The organism is Enterococcus sp. AZ141, from assembly GCF_051714385.1.
GTDB classification, from domain to species: Bacteria; Bacillota; Bacilli; order Lactobacillales; family Enterococcaceae; genus Enterococcus_D; species Enterococcus_D entomosocium.
This window is the reverse complement of record NZ_JBIORT010000001.1, coordinates 1206095-1222388: the sequence shown is the minus strand read 5'-3', so window position 1 is coordinate 1222388 and position 16294 is coordinate 1206095. Positions and strand designations below refer to the sequence as shown.

The window sequence follows — 16294 nt, the reverse complement described above, 5'->3', positions numbered from 1 at the left end:
CACCAATAAGCTTGCATTAATCACTTCTCGCTCACGTATTTTGGGTAGCTGATAAGCCAGGATTGTGCTTCCGCTCCATCCATTCTATAATCAGCTAAAAGAAGAGTTTTAAAGGAGGGGTTATCCATGCAACGATACATCGCTTTATTAAGAGGCATCAATGTCGGTGGAAAGAACAAAATTTCTATGAAAGAATTGAAAGCCGGTTTTGAAGAATTGGGGTTTAGCAATGTGGTCACTTATTTGAATAGCGGCAATGTGATTTTTTCCAGTGAAGAGGATGATCCACAAGCCCTTGCCGAAACGATTAAAGCAATGGTCAAACGCGACTTTTCCTTTGATATCGCTATTTATATCATTCGCCAATCAGAGCTGCAGGAACGCTTGACCCATATACCTGACTGGTCAGGAACGGAAGATAAAACCATCTATGACAACCTGATCTTTTTGATGCCTTCACTGTCCTACGAGGTGTTATCTGAAAAACTCGGGGCTCCGAATGCCACCCTTGAACAGGTTTTTCCTTACAAAGACGTCGTCTTCTGGTCCTACCTCCGCAAAGACTATCAAAAAACCAATTGGTGGAAAAAAACAGCCAGCACTAGCGTCGGCAAGCAGATTACGATTCGGACCATCAATACCGTAAGGAAGATTGCGGAGCTGTGACGACATTCTAAAAATATTCCCCTCTCAACTTATAAGAAAAACCGTCAGAAGGAGTCCCTCTGACGGTTTTTCTTTGACTATCGAATCGTCTTTTTCGCTTGATGGATTTCAATAAAAAGAGCAAGCAGAAACGTGAAGGTTACGATCCAAATTGAATATTTTTTTAAAACAAGACTGACAAAGGCTAGTAAACAAGCACCAATGACAAATGAGAGCACGACGATCGTATAGTTATGGGCATTGCGTCTTTGAAGCGACGTTTTATTCCGTGAGGTCAGATAAAGATACCATTCATTTAGCATTTTCCGATAATTGCCTGAGGTCATCATGATCGTATAAGGATTTCCTTCGATTTGCGTTCCAGTGAACGTCAGCATCAGCAAGCCACTGCCAAAAGCAAGCAGACCAATTTTAAAAAGGTGTAGATTTTGAGACAATAATGGAATGATCAAACTCGATAAAATAACAGGCAACATGGTATAACTGCGCCAATAATGACTGAAATTGCTGCGCTTTAGAAGAATACCTAATAAAAATCCTACCGTAAACAAAATGATCGATACGATTTTAGGCAGCATTTGCTGCCAATTATATTGGGATAAATTCGAAGCCATCAAAATAATGTTCCCAGTTTGGGTAGCAACTAATCCATGAAAGTAATTATGAGAATAGACATCTAATGCCCCACCTGAAAAAGCCATTAAAATCGCAAACAGACGACTGTTATTCGAGACAGAGACAACTTTATAAATTTTTTTTTGCATAGTAGATTCCTAAATCGCTTGATAATTTTGCTAATAGCATTTGTTTTAGACGCTTTTCTTCTATTGATACATGAAAAAGATCGTTTATCCTTGAAATGGAGTTTTTTTCAATAGTAAGTATAACAGAATCAACATCTCCTCTTACTTTAACGAAAAGGAAATATATAGCAAGTAAAGAAGCCCAACAAAGCAAACTTCGTTGGGCTTTCCTTATAGGACGTTCGAAAAGAAACCTTTCGTTTTCCTTTCTTCCATAAACAAATATTCCGAATGTATCTGATTCATATACGTTGTTGGTTTTGCATGGCGGGCAGGTCATCCTTATTTAGTTTATTTAGATAAGGAATCATCATTAAGACACCCGCAACAAACGCGATACCTTCTGTAATCGTCATTGACCAAATCAATCCATCCAATCCATAGAAATGATGCAGCACTAAAACGATTGGAATAAAGAATGTTCCTTGAATCGTGGACATCACTCCGGTCTGAGCACCTAGTCCAGATGCCTGGAAGATGCCCGTGAATAAACCAGAGAAACCATTAAAGATCGAAGAAATCAACTGTGCTCCCAAAATCGTTAAGCCAACTTGGATCACACGTGGATCACTTGTGAATAATCCCAGCACCGGCACTCGCAACCAATACACAATCAAGGCAAAAAGGATGGAGATCCCACCTATCCACAAAGATACTTCTTTTAGTGCTTCTTTCACTCGTTTCGTGTTATGGGCAGAGAAACTGTAAGCAAATAACGGTATGACACCCAAAAATAGACCCATTGTTAAAAATTCCGGTAATTGCGTGATTCGAACAGCGATACCAAAGCTAGCCACAACATTGTCCCCATACTCAGCAGAAAAATTGTTCAACAATAATGTGGTGACGATCATGAAAGCTGATTTAAACAGCTCGGATACCCCTATTTTATAAACTTCTAGCTGATCTTTGATTGAAAGTTTCATGCTTTTTAAAAAACCCTTCAATGTCTCGCTTTTCGTTTCTAGGAACCAGACATAATACGTTGTTGAAGCGATATTCGCAATCACCAGTGATAGCCCTGCTCCGATCACATGTAGGTTAAAGACCAGAATCAATAATGCATCAAGCAGGATACTCACTGCAACACTGACAAACATGCCATACATTGATTCTTTTGATGCCCCTTCTGAACGCACCAGCTGTTCCAAAGCAAAATTTAAAATGAACGATGCTCCACCAACAAACAAAATCAGTGAATATTGTTTTGTATACAAAAATGTCTGCCCACCTGCTCCTAGTAAATGAATAAATGGATCCATGAAAATTACTGCGACAATCCCTATGATTACACCGAGCAGGATGCTCGAGTAAAACGCATAGCCGGCAACTTTCTTGCCCTTTTGAGTGTCTCCATTGCCTAGTAGTCGTGTGATATAGCTTCCTCCACCAACACCCAGCATGTTCCCAACGGCCATCAACAGAATCGTAATGGGCATCGCCAAGGTAATCGCCGACATCATATTGGTATCATGGATCAATCCAATAAAATAGGCATTAATCAAATTATAGATCGTCGTGGTTGAAATACCAACCATCATCGGGATCGATAAATGGGCAATTGCCTTTCGCACCGGACTTTCGCTTAAGTAGTAAATATTGGATTCATTCATTGTGACTTTTTCCATGATGATTCCTCCTTCTATTAGATAGTTAACTGTTAGAATTCTAACTTTAAGGCAATAAGCAGTGATTGACTGCTTATTGCTCATAGACTTTGATCGATTTTTCTTAACAAACGAGTCAGTTCTTCGACTTCTTCTGCATTCAGTGCTTGGACCAGTTCTTTTTCTGCCGCATAAAAAGCTTCATTGGTTTGATCAATCAACGCTTTTCCTTTAGGTAAAACGTATATATTTTTTTGCCGCTCATTATTTTTTGGGATGCGGCGTTCGATATACCCTTTTTTTTCTAACCCTTGAAGCATACTTGTGATGCTGGCATCACGACGTTGAAACACTTGGGCCAAATCCTTCTGAATCAAGCCTTTGTCTTCATTTTGTGCGATATACGCAATCATTCTTCCTTGCTGTTGACTGATATTCAGGTCTTTTATACGCATTTCCATCGATTCCCGTGACTTATTCATAATGGAACGCATCAAATTCGATACGATCAGTTCCTCCAAAACGACTCCCCCTTTGCCAAATGTTAGATATCTAACTATTCGAAAAGAATATACACCGGTTAAAAAGGAAAGTCAATAAAAAGATTCGCTATCTAATAATTAGACCTCTAATTATTTTCAAATTCAATAATGATAGTAAGGCTCAGGGAGTTCCACACTGTGGAAAAGTTACTGACAAAAGCAGACAACAAGGGACTTTTTATTGCATTTTTAGTAAACGTGTATAAAAGAGCCCCTGGGTTCATCGATTTTTTCCCTCATGGTATCACAGCCAATTAGAAAAGTAGGCTTTATTTTCCGCTCTTGCTAGCGAAAAAAGAAAGCTTATCCAGAAATCTTTTTCTGAATAAGCTTAAACTGATTTATCGATCTAATTAAAAAAATTTTCGTCAACTAAGATCGGCTTCAATACTGTAGTAGGTATTATGAACACTTGTGTCCCCATGTATCCAGCCGAAACTTCATATTTATCAAACGAAATAACTAGTTCATGATTTTCATTAATATAAAAATTCGGATCATTCTCCAACCAATTTGTATCTTTATAGTCTAAAACCCAATATTTGATATCGCTATTTACTCTCATCCGCTCTTTCATTTGGTGCTCAATTTCCTGAGCCAGCACCTCTAAATAGTTTTCCGTTTTAAATAACATCTTTAATGATAATAAGACCTCGTTCTTTTTATCGAATGTATCAAATCGATGTTCGACATTGGTGCTCCCCACTGTTTCTTCAAATGTACGGTCGATTACTAAAAATCGAATATCATTGACTTTCACATCATAGGTACCACTGACATACATTTGTTTTTCGTCCACCTTATTTATTACGTCTATATAACTTTGATATGCTCGTTGTCCTTCACGGAGATATTTTTCATTTAATTGCGAATACACTTGATTTTCTTCTGTTATCTTAGGCACATCAATAGTGATTTCTGCCTCCTCTTGACTGAACAGAAGCGTTTCCCCAGTTATAATTGATACCAAATCCCCCAAAATAGGTATTTCTGATGCAAAACCTCTAAAGGTAGTATTTTGAAGCATAATCAAAAAACTAAAAACCACCAAGATCACGCTTTCGACGCCTCTTCTAAGTACTTTTCGCTTCTTTTCTTCGTATACCTTTGCCTTTTCTATTTGAAAACGCGCAACTATTTCACGCTTTAATTGTTCTTGGTTTTCTCCATCAAACGTGTGCTGTTTCATTTCGCTCATTCTCCTTTTCATATCTTGTTTTTTTAATTTAAAAGATGCTTAAATTGAACAAGAGAACGGTACATCTTCGTTTTCACCGTATTCTCATTTAAATTAAGTATTTGAGCAATTTCTTGCAAGGTAAATCCATCAAAATATTTTAAAATGATGATATCTCTTTCCGGACTAGGCGTTCTCTCTAGAATTTCCTTTAGTTCAAGAAATTCACTTTGATCGAAACGAAAATGACTTAGTTCTATAGTTTCTTCAAAGGCTAACCCAAATGGTCTTAGTCTCTTCACTCGCCATTGATCAATCGCGGTTCTTACTAAAATTTTATAGAACCATGCTTGAAAATTATCAATTTCTACTGTGTTTCTAAAGCTTTTTAACGCCTTTTGAAAGCTATCTTGCAGGACATCTAAAGCATCTTCATGATCATAAACATAACTGTAGGCAATTCGATACATTTGATCATATTTACCTTCTATCAGTTCTTCTAGTAGATGCTCATAATAGCGCACTTTTTTTGTTTGACTTCTATTCTTAAAAATAAAGATCACTCCTTTAACAACTCTCCAAGGGACTAGAAAAGACTGCTATTTAATTTCTCTTTGGTCAGCTAAACCAAAATACTGATTTAGTGGTTTTTGTCCATAAGAGAGCAATTCGCTTATAGTCACAAACTCATAGCCTCTTTTTCTTAGTTGACTTACCATTTCTGGAATGGATTCTACGGAACGTTCATGGATATCATGAATCAAAATGATTGATCCATTTTCTACAGTATCAATTACCTTATTTACAATCAAATCTTTATTTTTGACTTGCCAATCTTCAGAGTCTACATTCCATTGAATAATAGGCAATCCGATGGTTTTGGCAACGGCGCCGTTTACTGCTCCGTAAGGTGGTCGAAAGAGTTTTGGCAATACCCCTGTAGCATGAAATATTGCCTTATCAGTCTTCAGTACTTCTTCTTTGACTTTATCCAGGGTTACTTGAGTCAAGTCTGGGTGAGTGTATGAATGACTGCCAATTTCATGCCCCTCTCCCACTATTTTTTTCGCGACCTCTGGGTTCTTATCAACCATCTGACCTAAAACAAAAAAAGTTGCTTTGATCTTTTCTTTTTTTAACTCTCCTAGTAATTTTTTCGTAGACGTATCATTAGGTCCATCATCAAAGGTGAGCGCGATATAGTTTCTTTTTTGGTCTAAGGATTTTTTCGGCAGATTATTATCAGAAACGATCGCTGGATTAATAAAAGGCAGAATTTTTTCAATGTCGACATTCATCGTTGTCAACCCTAAAACCTCTTTATCAAAAGCGATTTGTATTGAGTGGGGGAGAATGGTTATCTTACTATCCTTGCTTAAAAAGTCATTTGTTAACACTTGATCTAATTCTTCCTCATCAATTGTTGATTTTAATTTAGTTCGAGTACTAAGTAGTTGTTCTTGTACAACTCTGTTTATCGCAAGCAAGTCTGATTCATCGTTGACAATATCTTTTAATCGAGGCTCATTTCGATTTTTGGATAAGAGTATTTCAGATAATTCTTTTAATTCACCTAAATATTTCAAAGACTTTGTTTTATCATCCCAAATATATTCCTTTGTTACTAATTGTCGATTAATAAGGGCATCATTCACCTTTTCCTCATTGACATAAGAAAGCACCATTGACCGAGAATCCTTCAATTGTTTCGAAGCAACCTGAGTTTGAGCTTCCAATTGTTTTATAATATTTTTATTTTCAGTCGCAGAATAGTACAGGTAATATTTGTTGTATTGATTATCGCCACTCTTTGATTCTTCAATCTGAGTGATATCACGATCAAAAAATTCAGTTTTAATTGTTTTTTCGACTTGCATTTCAAAATTTGTTTGTTCTTCTCCATACACTTGACTCATTAGGTACTTATACATGGCACCCACTACTAACGTAAGAATCAGTGCACAGAATATAGCTATTAACAATAATTTTTTTCTCATAGTATTTCCTCTCTTTCGTTGTTCTATAGGGTATGACGAAAGAACAGGTCAAATAGTTTCATTTATTAGCAAGTTTTTATCAATCGTGAACTTTCTTAATCGTGATTCCTTTATCTCCATAATGTTGCTGTCTAAATTCATTAGCGAAAAATAGTAACTTCCAAATTATTCGTTTTTTCCTATCTTTTCCTTTAAGGTTTAGCTTTGACATCAGACCTTTACGTTTTCCCTTAACTATGTCATTAGACAGTAGCGTTAGTTCTTAATCTTAATACTTGCGGAAAACAAAAAAAGGCTTCAAAAAATTTTTTTTGAAGCCTTTTTTTAGATAATTTGTATTTATGCAAACTCTATGACACATTGAATACGATAGAATTCTTCTTTTCTACACTTAGATCATAACCACAGATTTCTTTGAAATACGTCTTGATTTGTTTGATATTTCCTTTAACTATTGGTGGCATGACGCTTAGTTTCTCTTTTAATTCTTTGTTCGTCATGGCTTGACTTTCTTTTGAATGAACCAGGATCATACACGAACTATTCATCTTTTTACGAACCAATCTAGCGGTCTCATTAATAAATGGCAGAAAAAGGAAAAAAGAAATTTCTCTTTTAATTGTCAGGAATAGCATTCAATTCCCATATCAGGGTTGTGGAATAGCTTGTGGCTTCAGGATTTGAACCTTTCGGTACGTTGAGCGTAACACTTTCCCTTGCTGTATGCTCATCTCCAAAACGATAGATCCATGTGCCTGTTCCTTCAGTATCTTCCGCACGAATCAGTGCTCGCTTGTTTCCTGGTGCCAACGTTAACGGGTTGGCTGTCTGTAAAGAAGGGGTATTGCCACCTTGAGCGGTCACTAATTGTTGATTTGAGAAAGTAATACTCGCACCTGTAAGCTGTTGATTTTTTAATCCTTCAAATTGTTTCGTCTGGGTAACCGATAGCTGCCAGCCGTAACGCTCAGTAGCTGATCGACGATCGCTGATCTGAACATAGTTAGGGCGCTCTTCCATCTCATTTACAGTTCCGTCTTCATCCAATAAACGTTGTGGTTGCGCGTAATAGGTTTGGTCATGAACTGAAATAGGTTGTGAGCCAAAGTTAAAGGAGGAAATGAAGTCAATACTCAGAAGCCCTTGATTTTCTGGCAGCTCTGGTTTATTTTCTGGGTTCACTTCTATTTCAGGATCCAATGGATCTACTGGTGGCATGGAGCCCTGTAAGATATAAACGAGCCAATAATTTTGTTGCTCTCGAGTAAATACCGTATTCAATAATTGATTGTCTCTTTCAAATAAAAACTTGTAGTTTTCTATTTCTTTAATCGTTACTTCTAGCTCCTCATTCACATAACCAATGATTGTATCAGATGGTGAAATAACTGTCCCGGCATCATCAATGTAATGAATTGTCACCTCGGACTCAGCACGATTAAAAAAGTAAGTAACATTCCGACGCTCAGCCTCTGGTTTTATGGTATTGTTTGTTTCATCGAAATAAAGTGCATCTGTCTCAACATGACTATAGTCATAACCAAGAAGGTACGGTTCATCATCAATCCCTGAATTTGGATTAAGAACTGCCTCTGATTTAAAAGGAATTTCTAACAATTGACTAGGTATTATTTCTTCATTTGTAGCTGCATCACGATAACTGACTTCAACTTCTCCTGTCCCTATTACATAGTCCATCTGTTCAAATACAAAGCTATGAACATTGTTTCTTGCACCTGTACTTCCTGAGATTAAAAAAGATAATGCAGTAGTATCGATTCCTTGCCAATCGGATATATCTCGTTCCCAAGTTTCTCCTTTATAGTTAATACGGAAAATGTTTGCTTCTTCACTTGGCAGATACTCAATGACTATATCATCGTAAGCGCCATTCAATGTCCCTGTTCGCTTTGCTGGAGCATCGCTTCCCATATAAGTAGTCAATAAACCATTCGTCTCATGATAAACGTATCCAGCAAAAGGAGCCCCACCTAAAGCAGCCGGATCTCTAGCTGCACCTGCTCCCTGAGTTGTATTAAAATTTGAATCCAATTTGAATCCAAAGCCTCCTGTTAGGCCAGCAATCCCCATACCGTTTCCACTATTTCCAACAGCAGAATTTTCAGATCTATGGAAACCAAAAGCCATACCATCTGCACCATTCGTATTAGAACCAATATTTGCCTTCCCTGTCAAAACAAATGGATAATTTACACTTAATTTTTCCTTCAATGTAACATTTCCAACTTGATTATTACTAGCTGTAGTTAAGGTTACTTCCCCTGTTTCTGAATCATACGTTGCAGAACCCTGTAAGTCAAAATGCTGCAAAAAATTATCTTTTGTGACGGTAGCATTTGAACTGTATTCATTATCTAAACTTTGTGATGGCTGCTCCTTCATTTGATTCTCTTCTACTGCATTCTCTTTCGCTTCCAGATCCGCTTGTACTGTTTGAGCATCATCAGAAGCTTCTATTCCTTCAGTAGGGTTCTCCACAATACTATCTTCTTGTTCACTGATTTCAAGATAAGCCGTTGCTCCTCCCACAGACAGTTCATAGCGTCCCGCCTGTTCAAATACTAAAGGAAGAACAAATGTATTTTGCGCCCGTTTTGACTGAACCAGCCATTCCTGAGACTGCTCTATCTGTTCGACTGATCCCCCTGCCGGTAACTGCTCGTTGATAAGCGTTGCTTCTTCAGGTAAAAATACTCGTGCCTCTGACACTTCTTGATCAGAAAAGAAGGTTACTTGTATGGTTTCTTCTACCGTGCCTTGCATCCGCGCCTGAGTAAAGAAAAAGCGCGCATCACTAGCCTGTTCTTCTTTTAGAAGGTTTTTCATGGATGGGTGTTCTACCTGTTTTTGTTCCTCAGTGTCCATCGTTGTCTCAGCGTAGACCATGCCAATCGATAGAATCAATGCTTGCATCATTAGAATAGACGCCCCTAATAGAAGCAGCGGTCTTCTTAATCTCGTGGTCATTCCATTCACTCCTTTTTACTACTCTTGTTCGCTTCGGTTTGCTTTCTTTTTTTGAATAAGTAGATAAAGAATGACCCCCAGTAAAAGAACAAGTAAAATGATTGCGCCAATCATCCACCAATTCATACTTGAATCAATGGTCACATCTGCTTGATTCAATGCCCTGGCTTCATCTGCTTTAATTGTGAAGGGTCTCTCCCATACCCACTCATCTTCACCAGATATTGCTCTTAATTTCAATACATAGTCGCCACTTTGAAAGCGATCGCCTTCTAACGAGATTGGAAAATCAAAATTAGAATTAGGCGCCATTTGCATCATTTCTTCACTCGCTTCATAAAGAACCTCGTTTTCTCCTGCTCGTTGTACTGTCGCTTCCACCGCCATTCGATTGACAAAGGTAGGCGTGAAGTTTTGGATCGTTGCACTAATCACATTCCGATAATTCAACTGATCTGCAAAAACAGCTAATAAATCGAGATCCGGTTGAACTGAATCCCGAGAATTGCTGACAACAATCCCAATCACATAGGCAAATTCATTTTTGATCGCTACGCCTTCTTCATTGATTGCCGTTTCTTCTTGCTCCTCTTTGACTTCCGAAATCCGTAGACCTCCCGCTAAAAATCCCTCAAACGATTCTTCTGGCATATGTAAAGGAACACTAATTGTTTGGGTTTCATTTCCTGCCAGTTCAATGACGCCAGATGAGTCAATCAATTCGTCCAATGAATAAGTAAGGCTACTATCTGGTTCTTGGGCATCTTTTCCGTACTCAACGACTCCATGAACATTGGTATACGCTGTATGAGGGGTTACTTGCACTTGAATTGGGTCACTACTAACATTTTGCAGTTTCAATGCTAAGGTTTCTGTTGCTCCAGCTGCTAGATTCAAATCGAAATAACTATTTGATCCTTCTACCTGGCTTTCAGGAAATTCAGGCGTGACATAAAATGACAGTGTTTCCTCCGCTTGAGCTACTGATGGAAAAATTCCAAAAAGAAGAAAAAGAAGCGTAAGTACCCACCAAGAGGCTCTTTGAGAACGATGAGCTAAAGTTGTTTGTTTCAAGGTTACGTCTCCTTTCTTAGAAAAACAGCGTCACAATTTTACTGTGACGCTGCCGAGAGTTTCAAAACAAATGGTTACAAGGCTTTTATAGTTCGTCTCCAGGTGTTAAGTTTAATTCCCAAGTTAGCGTTGACGTATACGTTGTTGCATCTTTGGCTGTTGAACCTGGAATCGACAATTGTATTGCGTTGTTTTCTACAACGTCTGTCTCAGGATTAAAGCCCTCTGCTTCAAATTGGGCAGTCAAGTCTGCTTGGTCTCCCCAGATAACTGAAGAAGCTCCTGCACCTTGTCCTTGTGCCGCAGTCATCACTGAACGCGCTGCACCATTAGGAAGTAATGTTAGTCCAGTCTGGTGCACTGTAGGTTCGTTATCAGTATTGCTACCTTCATAATTTAACTGAGCATTAGCAAAGGTGATTTGCGCTCCCGTTAGAATTTTATTTTGTGCTTCTGGAGCTTCAAAATCACTTAAGCTCACTTTTAGATCCCATCCAGCATTGGTTCCACGAACGTCTTGTACTTGAGCAAAACTAATATATGGAACGTCAGTAGGCCCACCTTCTTCTGGATTAGCGAGTTCAGCAGTCTCTGCAACCATATTATATGTTTGATCTTGGTTGGAGATGACCTGAGTACCAAAGTTCATTGTAGGTGCCTGTACGATAGACAATGGACCTGTAACTGGATCGATAATCGGTGGAATAATCACATCCGGATCAGGTACAGGAGGGATGACTTCCAGATCACCGTCTTCATCCGCTGTAAACTGGATTTGACCTTCGGTTGTTACTTCTCTCATTTCATCGGCAAAAACAGAAGCTGCTCCTCCTGCTAAAATAGTAGTTGATAGTGCGGCAATTGTTGCTAAACGAATAAATTTCATTTGGTTATTCCTGCTTTCTTATTGTTTTAGATTTTTATTATGATTTCTTTTTTGTTTCCATAAGAGGAAGACGAAACTGATTAGAAAAACGCCTAGCCAAGCGTGCCATGAATGTCCTATTTCGTTTGTTTGTGGCAACGTACCATCTGGTTTGGCCACTTCGGTAATTGGTGGTCTGACAATAGTTTCGGGCGGCGCTGGATCAGGTGTACCAATGGGTTCATAGACACCAGTAAATCCAATGGTCCCATTTGTTTCAACTTGCTGGACTTCTGCAGCGTTTACCAACGGTAATGATAAAACTGAGAGTATTCCCATAAATATTATCCACCTTTTTGTTTTCTCAATCATGATCCTCCCCTTTGTTGTATCTCAAAATTCTTCGTTTTTGGGTTGACGACAAAAAAAGACATTCGATCGGATCGAATGTCTTGGAAAAGTTATTAGATTAGGTTTTCTATTTTAGAGAATACATAACAAATATCTATTCTAAAAAACGAAGGTTTTTGATACTTTTATTTGTAAGTTTGTATGCATACCTTTTTCTTACATGATTAAGGTTACCTGATTTTTTGGTCAAATTGGAATCAACATTTTCATAGACAGATGAAATAAATGAAAAAAAACACTCGTTAATACTTTTAACGAGTGTACGGAGATTAGAGAAATGGTTTTCGATACGGATCAATTTTTCTTTCCAGATTCCGCCAGTCATGCTCATCTGGGACAGCTTTCAATAACAAGTAATCTGTTTCAATAATATAGTCTAAGAGGTACCGATTATAGTTTGTGACAATCAAATCAATATGATCGGCATTTAATATTTCTTGTGTCAGATGTTGCAATGGCAAAAAGGTCAACGTGTGCTTTGTACCAAACTGTTGCATTGCACGAGTTCGAATCTGTTGGCAGATGAAGTGATCACCTTCTAGAAGAAAATAAATTCTTTTTGTTGGTGAATAAAAATCAAAAATCAAATCACTGTAGATCGTTAAACTCACACAAATATCTTCAAGATATGGTGCAGCCAAAAAGTCTTTTCTTTGATGCTTCTTTAAAAATCGTAAATTCCGTTGATAGTTTTCATTGTCAGAACGCATGAGAGATTCTTTGATGTCCTGTGCCTCTTTGTTCAATGCAGGAGCTAACGCATAGTTCACTTTTCTAGACAAAAAGAAGGATTGCATGAAAATTTTTATCTTGGCATAGCTCTCATTTGTGAGCTCAAACTCTTGTAAGTAAGCCTCCGTAAGTTTGGCAATTTCTGATCCTTGATGAAACTGCTGGTAGAACTTTTCCTCCGATGCTTCTCGATCTAAGGTACGTTTACAAATAGTAACTAAATAAATCCATGCAAATTCTTCCTTCGCTAGTTCTACGCCGTAAAGCTTGTTGATTCCGTCTTTTAAAGAATACAGGAGGGAGAAGCTATTTCCTTTGTAGGCTAATTCAATCAAGTATTTCGGGACTGTTATCGGAAAACCAAGGCTCGCCCGTTTGATTGCAATAAAAAAAGTATAGTAAAAAGCAGCTGGTGTTGTTCCAGAGCCAATATCATATTGTCCTAGTTTGTTGTTTAACTGGGTTAAGACCAACTCATGCAATGCGGGGTCGGGAACAAGGGTATGGGCAGTATCAATCCCTTCGTAATAAAAGTCTTTGAAGAATTTCCGTAAATCCGCTTCGCTCCCTTCAATTGTCAATGGATTCGACACCCATTTTAACCGATAACTGCTCAATATTTTGTTCGATTGACCCAACAACCGTCGAAACGTGCTCTCAGAAAAATGATAATGATGGGCCAACTCGTCAATATCCATCAATTCCCCTTGAAAAATATGACCGATGATTTCAAATAAACACTCATTTTCTAGCAAATCTTGTTTCTTTTCTTGGTACACGGAAGGTTTTTTCTCTTCAAAAAGAAAGCCACTATTCCCCGAAATTAGGGTAATACAATCACCAAAATAGTCTTTCACATACTTGAGATCATTTGCAATTGTGCGTTGTGTGACTTGCATCTTTTCTGCCATTTCACCAATTGTAAATAAACGATCTCGTTCCATCACACTCAAAACTCGAAATAAGCGTTTAGTTGTGCGATTACTGATAAATGCTAACTGTAAGTCTCTCATATTCTCCGCCTCATATCTCACTACGTCTTTTGTCTAGATGTTACATACATAACACAACAACAAAAAATGAGCAACACACGGCTCTTAATCACTTCATAAAAAAATAAGCTGCTTCTAAACACAAAAAGGCTCAAATGCTCTTATGCTTTTCCATTATTATCTATTTGCTTACAAAACATTCTAATCTCCTTAGCGATGGTGGAGAAGAGGAATGCTCTCGAGCTTCTTTCATTGCAAAAATCTCCTTTAAATGGTTTAATGGTTTAAACTTTTAAACGATACTGGAGAGACAATTATGATAGATTATGCCAATCTGCAACAAGATTTTTCTGAGTTAAGTGATTTTTTAATCGCGCTAGGTGACAAAAAAAGACAAGCTATCATCATTCGGTTGCTGGAAGAGGAAAATTGTGCTGGCTTACAGGTCACTTCCTTATTAGAGGCCACCAATTTATCTAGACCCGCCATTTCACATCATTTGAAAATCTTGAAAGAAGCCAAAATCGTGAATTTCAGGCAAGAAGGAACAAAAAATTATTACTATCTCGATCATGAGCAAACAGAAATAAAAAAACTCCAATCCTTTTTAACGAAAGTCCTTCACATTATGAACGAGAGGGACCATTCATGAAGAAAGTATTAGTTGTTGAAACAAACATTCAAAAATATGCTGGCACGAACGAGGCTACCGGACTTTGGTTAGGAGAAAGTGCCGAGTTTCTAGATGAAGTCTATCAACAAGGGATTGATGTTGATTTCGTAAGTCCATTAGGAGGCTTTGTTCCTCTAGATCCAAGAAGCATGAAATATATAGATCAAGCCATTATGAACATTTATCTGGAAGAAAATTTCATTCAAAACGGCTTGATTCAAACGAAAAAACCCGCAGAAGTAAATCCAAATGACTACCATGCGATTTATTTTACCGGAGGGCATGGTGTCATGTGGGATTTTCCTGATAATAAAGAGCTGCAAGAACTCGCTTTAGCCATTTATGAAAACAATGGGTACATTTTATCTGTTTGCCACGGAATCGCTGGTTTACTAAATATAAAAGATAGAGAAGGAAGCTTTTTGATTTCTGGAAAAAAAATCACAGGATTTACGAAAACCGAAGAATTTCTCGCCGGGAAAATGAACAAAGTTCCTTTCTTTAATCAAACCGCCGCAGAAGAAAGGAACGCTCAATTCAAAAAAAGACGCTTTTATAAAGCATTTGCCCTAAAAGATGGGCGGATCATCACTGGCCAAAATCCTTTTTCTGTACGTGCTGTAGCAAAACTATATCTTGAGGAGGTACAGTCATGCAAACAATTTTAGGAAGCAATGGACAAATCGGCTATGAACTAGCAAAAGAACTATACAAAAATTACACAAATGAGCTTCGGCTAGTTAGCCGGAAGCCTCAAAAAATCAATCCTACAGATCAGATCGTTTCCGCAGATTTGATGGACTTTTCGCAAACGAAAAAAGCGATTGAACATAGTGAGATTGTTTACTTCACTGTTGGGTTACCGATGGACGCGGAGCTGTGGGAAACCAATTTTATGAAAATCACAGAAAATGTCATTCGCGCTTGCCAAGAAGCACAGAGCAAACTGGTTTTTTTTGATAATACTTATATGTATCCAAAGGATCGTACACCCCAAAAGGAAGACACGCCATTTTCTCCAGCAGGCAGGAAGTCCCTCGTACGCTCTAAAATGGCTCAATTGGTTTTATCCGAGATGGAAAGTGGCCGTTTAGATGCGGTGATTTGTCGAGCCCCCGAGTTTTACGGCCCAGGCAAGACCCAGAGCATTACCAATACACTCGTCTTAAACAATATAGTCCACAATGCTCCCGTCAAAATACCTGTCAATAAGGACACTTTACGCACACTTATATGGACACCTGATGCTAGCCGAGCAATGGCCCTTATCGGAAATACGCCTAGTGCCTATGGCCAGACTTGGCATTTGCCCTGTGATACACCTCATAGTTTCCAAGACATGATCGATCTCGCCGAAAAAATTGAAGACAAACCATTGAAATACCGCGTCATTCCTTTGTGGCAATTTAAACTTGCTAAGCTATTCAGTAAAAACGCGCGCGAACTAAGTGAGTTATTACCTAGATACACGGTGGATAATCTTTTTGTCTCTGATAAATTCAAAAAGGCATTCCCTCATTTTAAGATCACAACGTTTGAAGAAGGCATTAGGCAGGTACTTGTTGAGAATAGGGCAGGATGACTGACAACACTTTATTAACCCCAATGAAGAGAATGACTGATGAGAAGCTACCCAGCTTTTAGTAAATCAAATTCAAAGGATGTTCGCGTTTGTAGAAAGTTGAATCTTTACCGTTAGCAAAACCGTTCATTACACCGTCACTATTATTAATAAAAAGGATATTCATCCCACCCAAACACAATTAG

General features: G+C 38.1%; 16 protein-coding genes. 4 read left to right on the top strand and 12 right to left on the bottom strand.

From position 1 onward, the window contains the following. Positions 1-126 precede the first annotated feature (126 nt). A complete protein-coding gene (locus tag IGI89_RS05675) occupies positions 127-666 on the top strand; it encodes a DUF1697 domain-containing protein (protein WP_438735418.1) in 540 nt (179 codons plus the stop codon). Between the two features lie 77 nt (positions 667-743). Here IGI89_RS05675 and IGI89_RS05670 read toward each other — a convergent pair whose 3' ends face one another. The 12 genes from IGI89_RS05670 to IGI89_RS05615 all read right to left on the bottom strand — a co-directional run bounded on the left by IGI89_RS05670 (position 744) and on the right by IGI89_RS05615 (position 13875). Next, a complete protein-coding gene (locus IGI89_RS05670; RefSeq protein ID WP_086316678.1) occupies positions 744-1430 on the bottom strand; it encodes a YoaK family protein in 687 nt (228 codons plus the stop codon). A gap of 281 nt (positions 1431-1711) precedes the next feature. Next, positions 1712-3097: an MATE family efflux transporter gene (locus IGI89_RS05665; protein ID WP_438735417.1), complete on the bottom strand. Its 1386-nt coding sequence runs from the start codon at positions 3095-3097 to the stop codon at positions 1712-1714. Positions 3098-3177: 80 nt separating this feature from the next. Next, positions 3178-3558, bottom strand: coding sequence for a MarR family winged helix-turn-helix transcriptional regulator (locus tag IGI89_RS05660; RefSeq protein WP_016621992.1), 381 nt, complete (start codon positions 3556-3558; stop codon positions 3178-3180). A 409-nt stretch (positions 3559-3967) separates the two neighbouring features. After that, positions 3968-4807, bottom strand: coding sequence for an RsiV family protein (locus tag IGI89_RS05655; protein WP_438735416.1), 840 nt, complete (start codon positions 4805-4807; stop codon positions 3968-3970). Between the two features lie 32 nt (positions 4808-4839). Continuing rightward, positions 4840-5358: an RNA polymerase sigma factor gene (locus IGI89_RS05650; protein WP_005233050.1), complete on the bottom strand. Its 519-nt coding sequence runs from the start codon at positions 5356-5358 to the stop codon at positions 4840-4842. A 36-nt stretch (positions 5359-5394) separates the two neighbouring features. After that, positions 5395-6792, bottom strand: a complete 1398-nt coding sequence (locus IGI89_RS05645; protein WP_005233049.1) for a polysaccharide deacetylase family protein — start codon at positions 6790-6792, stop codon at positions 5395-5397. 350 nt (positions 6793-7142) lie between these two features. After that, a complete protein-coding gene (locus IGI89_RS05640) occupies positions 7143-7355 on the bottom strand; it encodes a hypothetical protein (protein WP_139843997.1) in 213 nt (70 codons plus the stop codon). A gap of 52 nt (positions 7356-7407) precedes the next feature. Beyond that, a complete protein-coding gene (locus IGI89_RS05635) occupies positions 7408-9780 on the bottom strand; it encodes a lectin-like domain-containing protein (RefSeq protein WP_438735415.1) in 2373 nt (790 codons plus the stop codon). A gap of 18 nt (positions 9781-9798) precedes the next feature. Then, positions 9799-10854: a DUF916 and DUF3324 domain-containing protein gene (locus tag IGI89_RS05630; protein ID WP_101699540.1), complete on the bottom strand. Its 1056-nt coding sequence runs from the start codon at positions 10852-10854 to the stop codon at positions 9799-9801. An 85-nt stretch (positions 10855-10939) separates the two neighbouring features. Next, positions 10940-11740, bottom strand: coding sequence for a WxL domain-containing protein (locus IGI89_RS05625; RefSeq protein WP_438735414.1), 801 nt, complete (start codon positions 11738-11740; stop codon positions 10940-10942). Positions 11741-11758: 18 nt separating this feature from the next. Continuing rightward, positions 11759-12058 carry an LPXTG cell wall anchor domain-containing protein gene (locus IGI89_RS05620; RefSeq protein WP_082741604.1) on the bottom strand — a complete coding sequence of 100 codons (300 nt, stop codon included), beginning with the start codon at positions 12056-12058 and terminating at the stop codon, positions 11759-11761. A gap of 341 nt (positions 12059-12399) precedes the next feature. Beyond that, positions 12400-13875 (bottom strand): helix-turn-helix domain-containing protein, encoded by a 1476-nt coding sequence (locus IGI89_RS05615; RefSeq protein ID WP_400451167.1) that lies wholly within the window; start codon positions 13873-13875, stop codon positions 12400-12402. A 295-nt stretch (positions 13876-14170) separates the two neighbouring features. Between IGI89_RS05615 and IGI89_RS05610 the strand changes: the two genes are divergently transcribed. From IGI89_RS05610 to IGI89_RS05600, 3 genes are read left to right on the top strand one after another with little or no spacing between them, the layout of a single operon-like run. Beyond that, positions 14171-14506, top strand: coding sequence for an ArsR/SmtB family transcription factor (locus IGI89_RS05610; RefSeq protein ID WP_429968885.1), 336 nt, complete (start codon positions 14171-14173; stop codon positions 14504-14506). Further along, a complete protein-coding gene (locus tag IGI89_RS05605; protein WP_016621151.1) occupies positions 14503-15195 on the top strand; it encodes a type 1 glutamine amidotransferase domain-containing protein in 693 nt (230 codons plus the stop codon). Before IGI89_RS05610 ends, IGI89_RS05605 begins: the two co-directional genes overlap by 4 nt. Continuing rightward, a complete protein-coding gene (locus tag IGI89_RS05600) occupies positions 15180-16109 on the top strand; it encodes an NAD-dependent epimerase/dehydratase family protein (RefSeq protein WP_016613008.1) in 930 nt (309 codons plus the stop codon). The genes IGI89_RS05605 and IGI89_RS05600 overlap by 16 nt, the downstream gene beginning before the upstream one ends. The last annotated feature ends 185 nt before the right edge of the window (positions 16110-16294 follow it).

What these genes read in the sequence shown, in the direction of transcription:
- IGI89_RS05620 (WP_082741604.1), bottom strand. Translation starts at nt 12,058, where the DNA reads ATGGGAATACTCTCAGTTTTATCATTACCGTTGGTAAACGCTGCAGAA.
- IGI89_RS05670 (WP_086316678.1), bottom strand. Translation starts at nt 1,430, where the DNA reads ATGCAAAAAAAAATTTATAAAGTTGTCTCTGTCTCGAATAACAGTCGT.
- IGI89_RS05665 (WP_438735417.1), bottom strand. Translation starts at nt 3,097, where the DNA reads ATGGAAAAAGTCACAATGAATGAATCCAATATTTACTACTTAAGCGAA.
- IGI89_RS05600 (WP_016613008.1), top strand. Translation starts at nt 15,180, where the DNA reads ATGCAAACAATTTTAGGAAGCAATGGACAAATCGGCTATGAACTAGCA.
- IGI89_RS05655 (WP_438735416.1), bottom strand. Translation starts at nt 4,807, where the DNA reads ATGAAACAGCACACGTTTGATGGAGAAAACCAAGAACAATTAAAGCGT.
- IGI89_RS05610 (WP_429968885.1), top strand. Translation starts at nt 14,171, where the DNA reads ATGATAGATTATGCCAATCTGCAACAAGATTTTTCTGAGTTAAGTGAT.
- IGI89_RS05605 (WP_016621151.1), top strand. Translation starts at nt 14,503, where the DNA reads ATGAAGAAAGTATTAGTTGTTGAAACAAACATTCAAAAATATGCTGGC.
- IGI89_RS05660 (WP_016621992.1), bottom strand. Translation starts at nt 3,558, where the DNA reads ATGAATAAGTCACGGGAATCGATGGAAATGCGTATAAAAGACCTGAAT.
- IGI89_RS05615 (WP_400451167.1), bottom strand. Translation starts at nt 13,875, where the DNA reads ATGAGAGACTTACAGTTAGCATTTATCAGTAATCGCACAACTAAACGC.
- IGI89_RS05675 (WP_438735418.1), top strand. Translation starts at nt 127, where the DNA reads ATGCAACGATACATCGCTTTATTAAGAGGCATCAATGTCGGTGGAAAG.
- IGI89_RS05635 (WP_438735415.1), bottom strand. Translation starts at nt 9,780, where the DNA reads ATGACCACGAGATTAAGAAGACCGCTGCTTCTATTAGGGGCGTCTATT.
- IGI89_RS05625 (WP_438735414.1), bottom strand. Translation starts at nt 11,740, where the DNA reads ATGAAATTTATTCGTTTAGCAACAATTGCCGCACTATCAACTACTATT.
- IGI89_RS05645 (WP_005233049.1), bottom strand. Translation starts at nt 6,792, where the DNA reads ATGAGAAAAAAATTATTGTTAATAGCTATATTCTGTGCACTGATTCTT.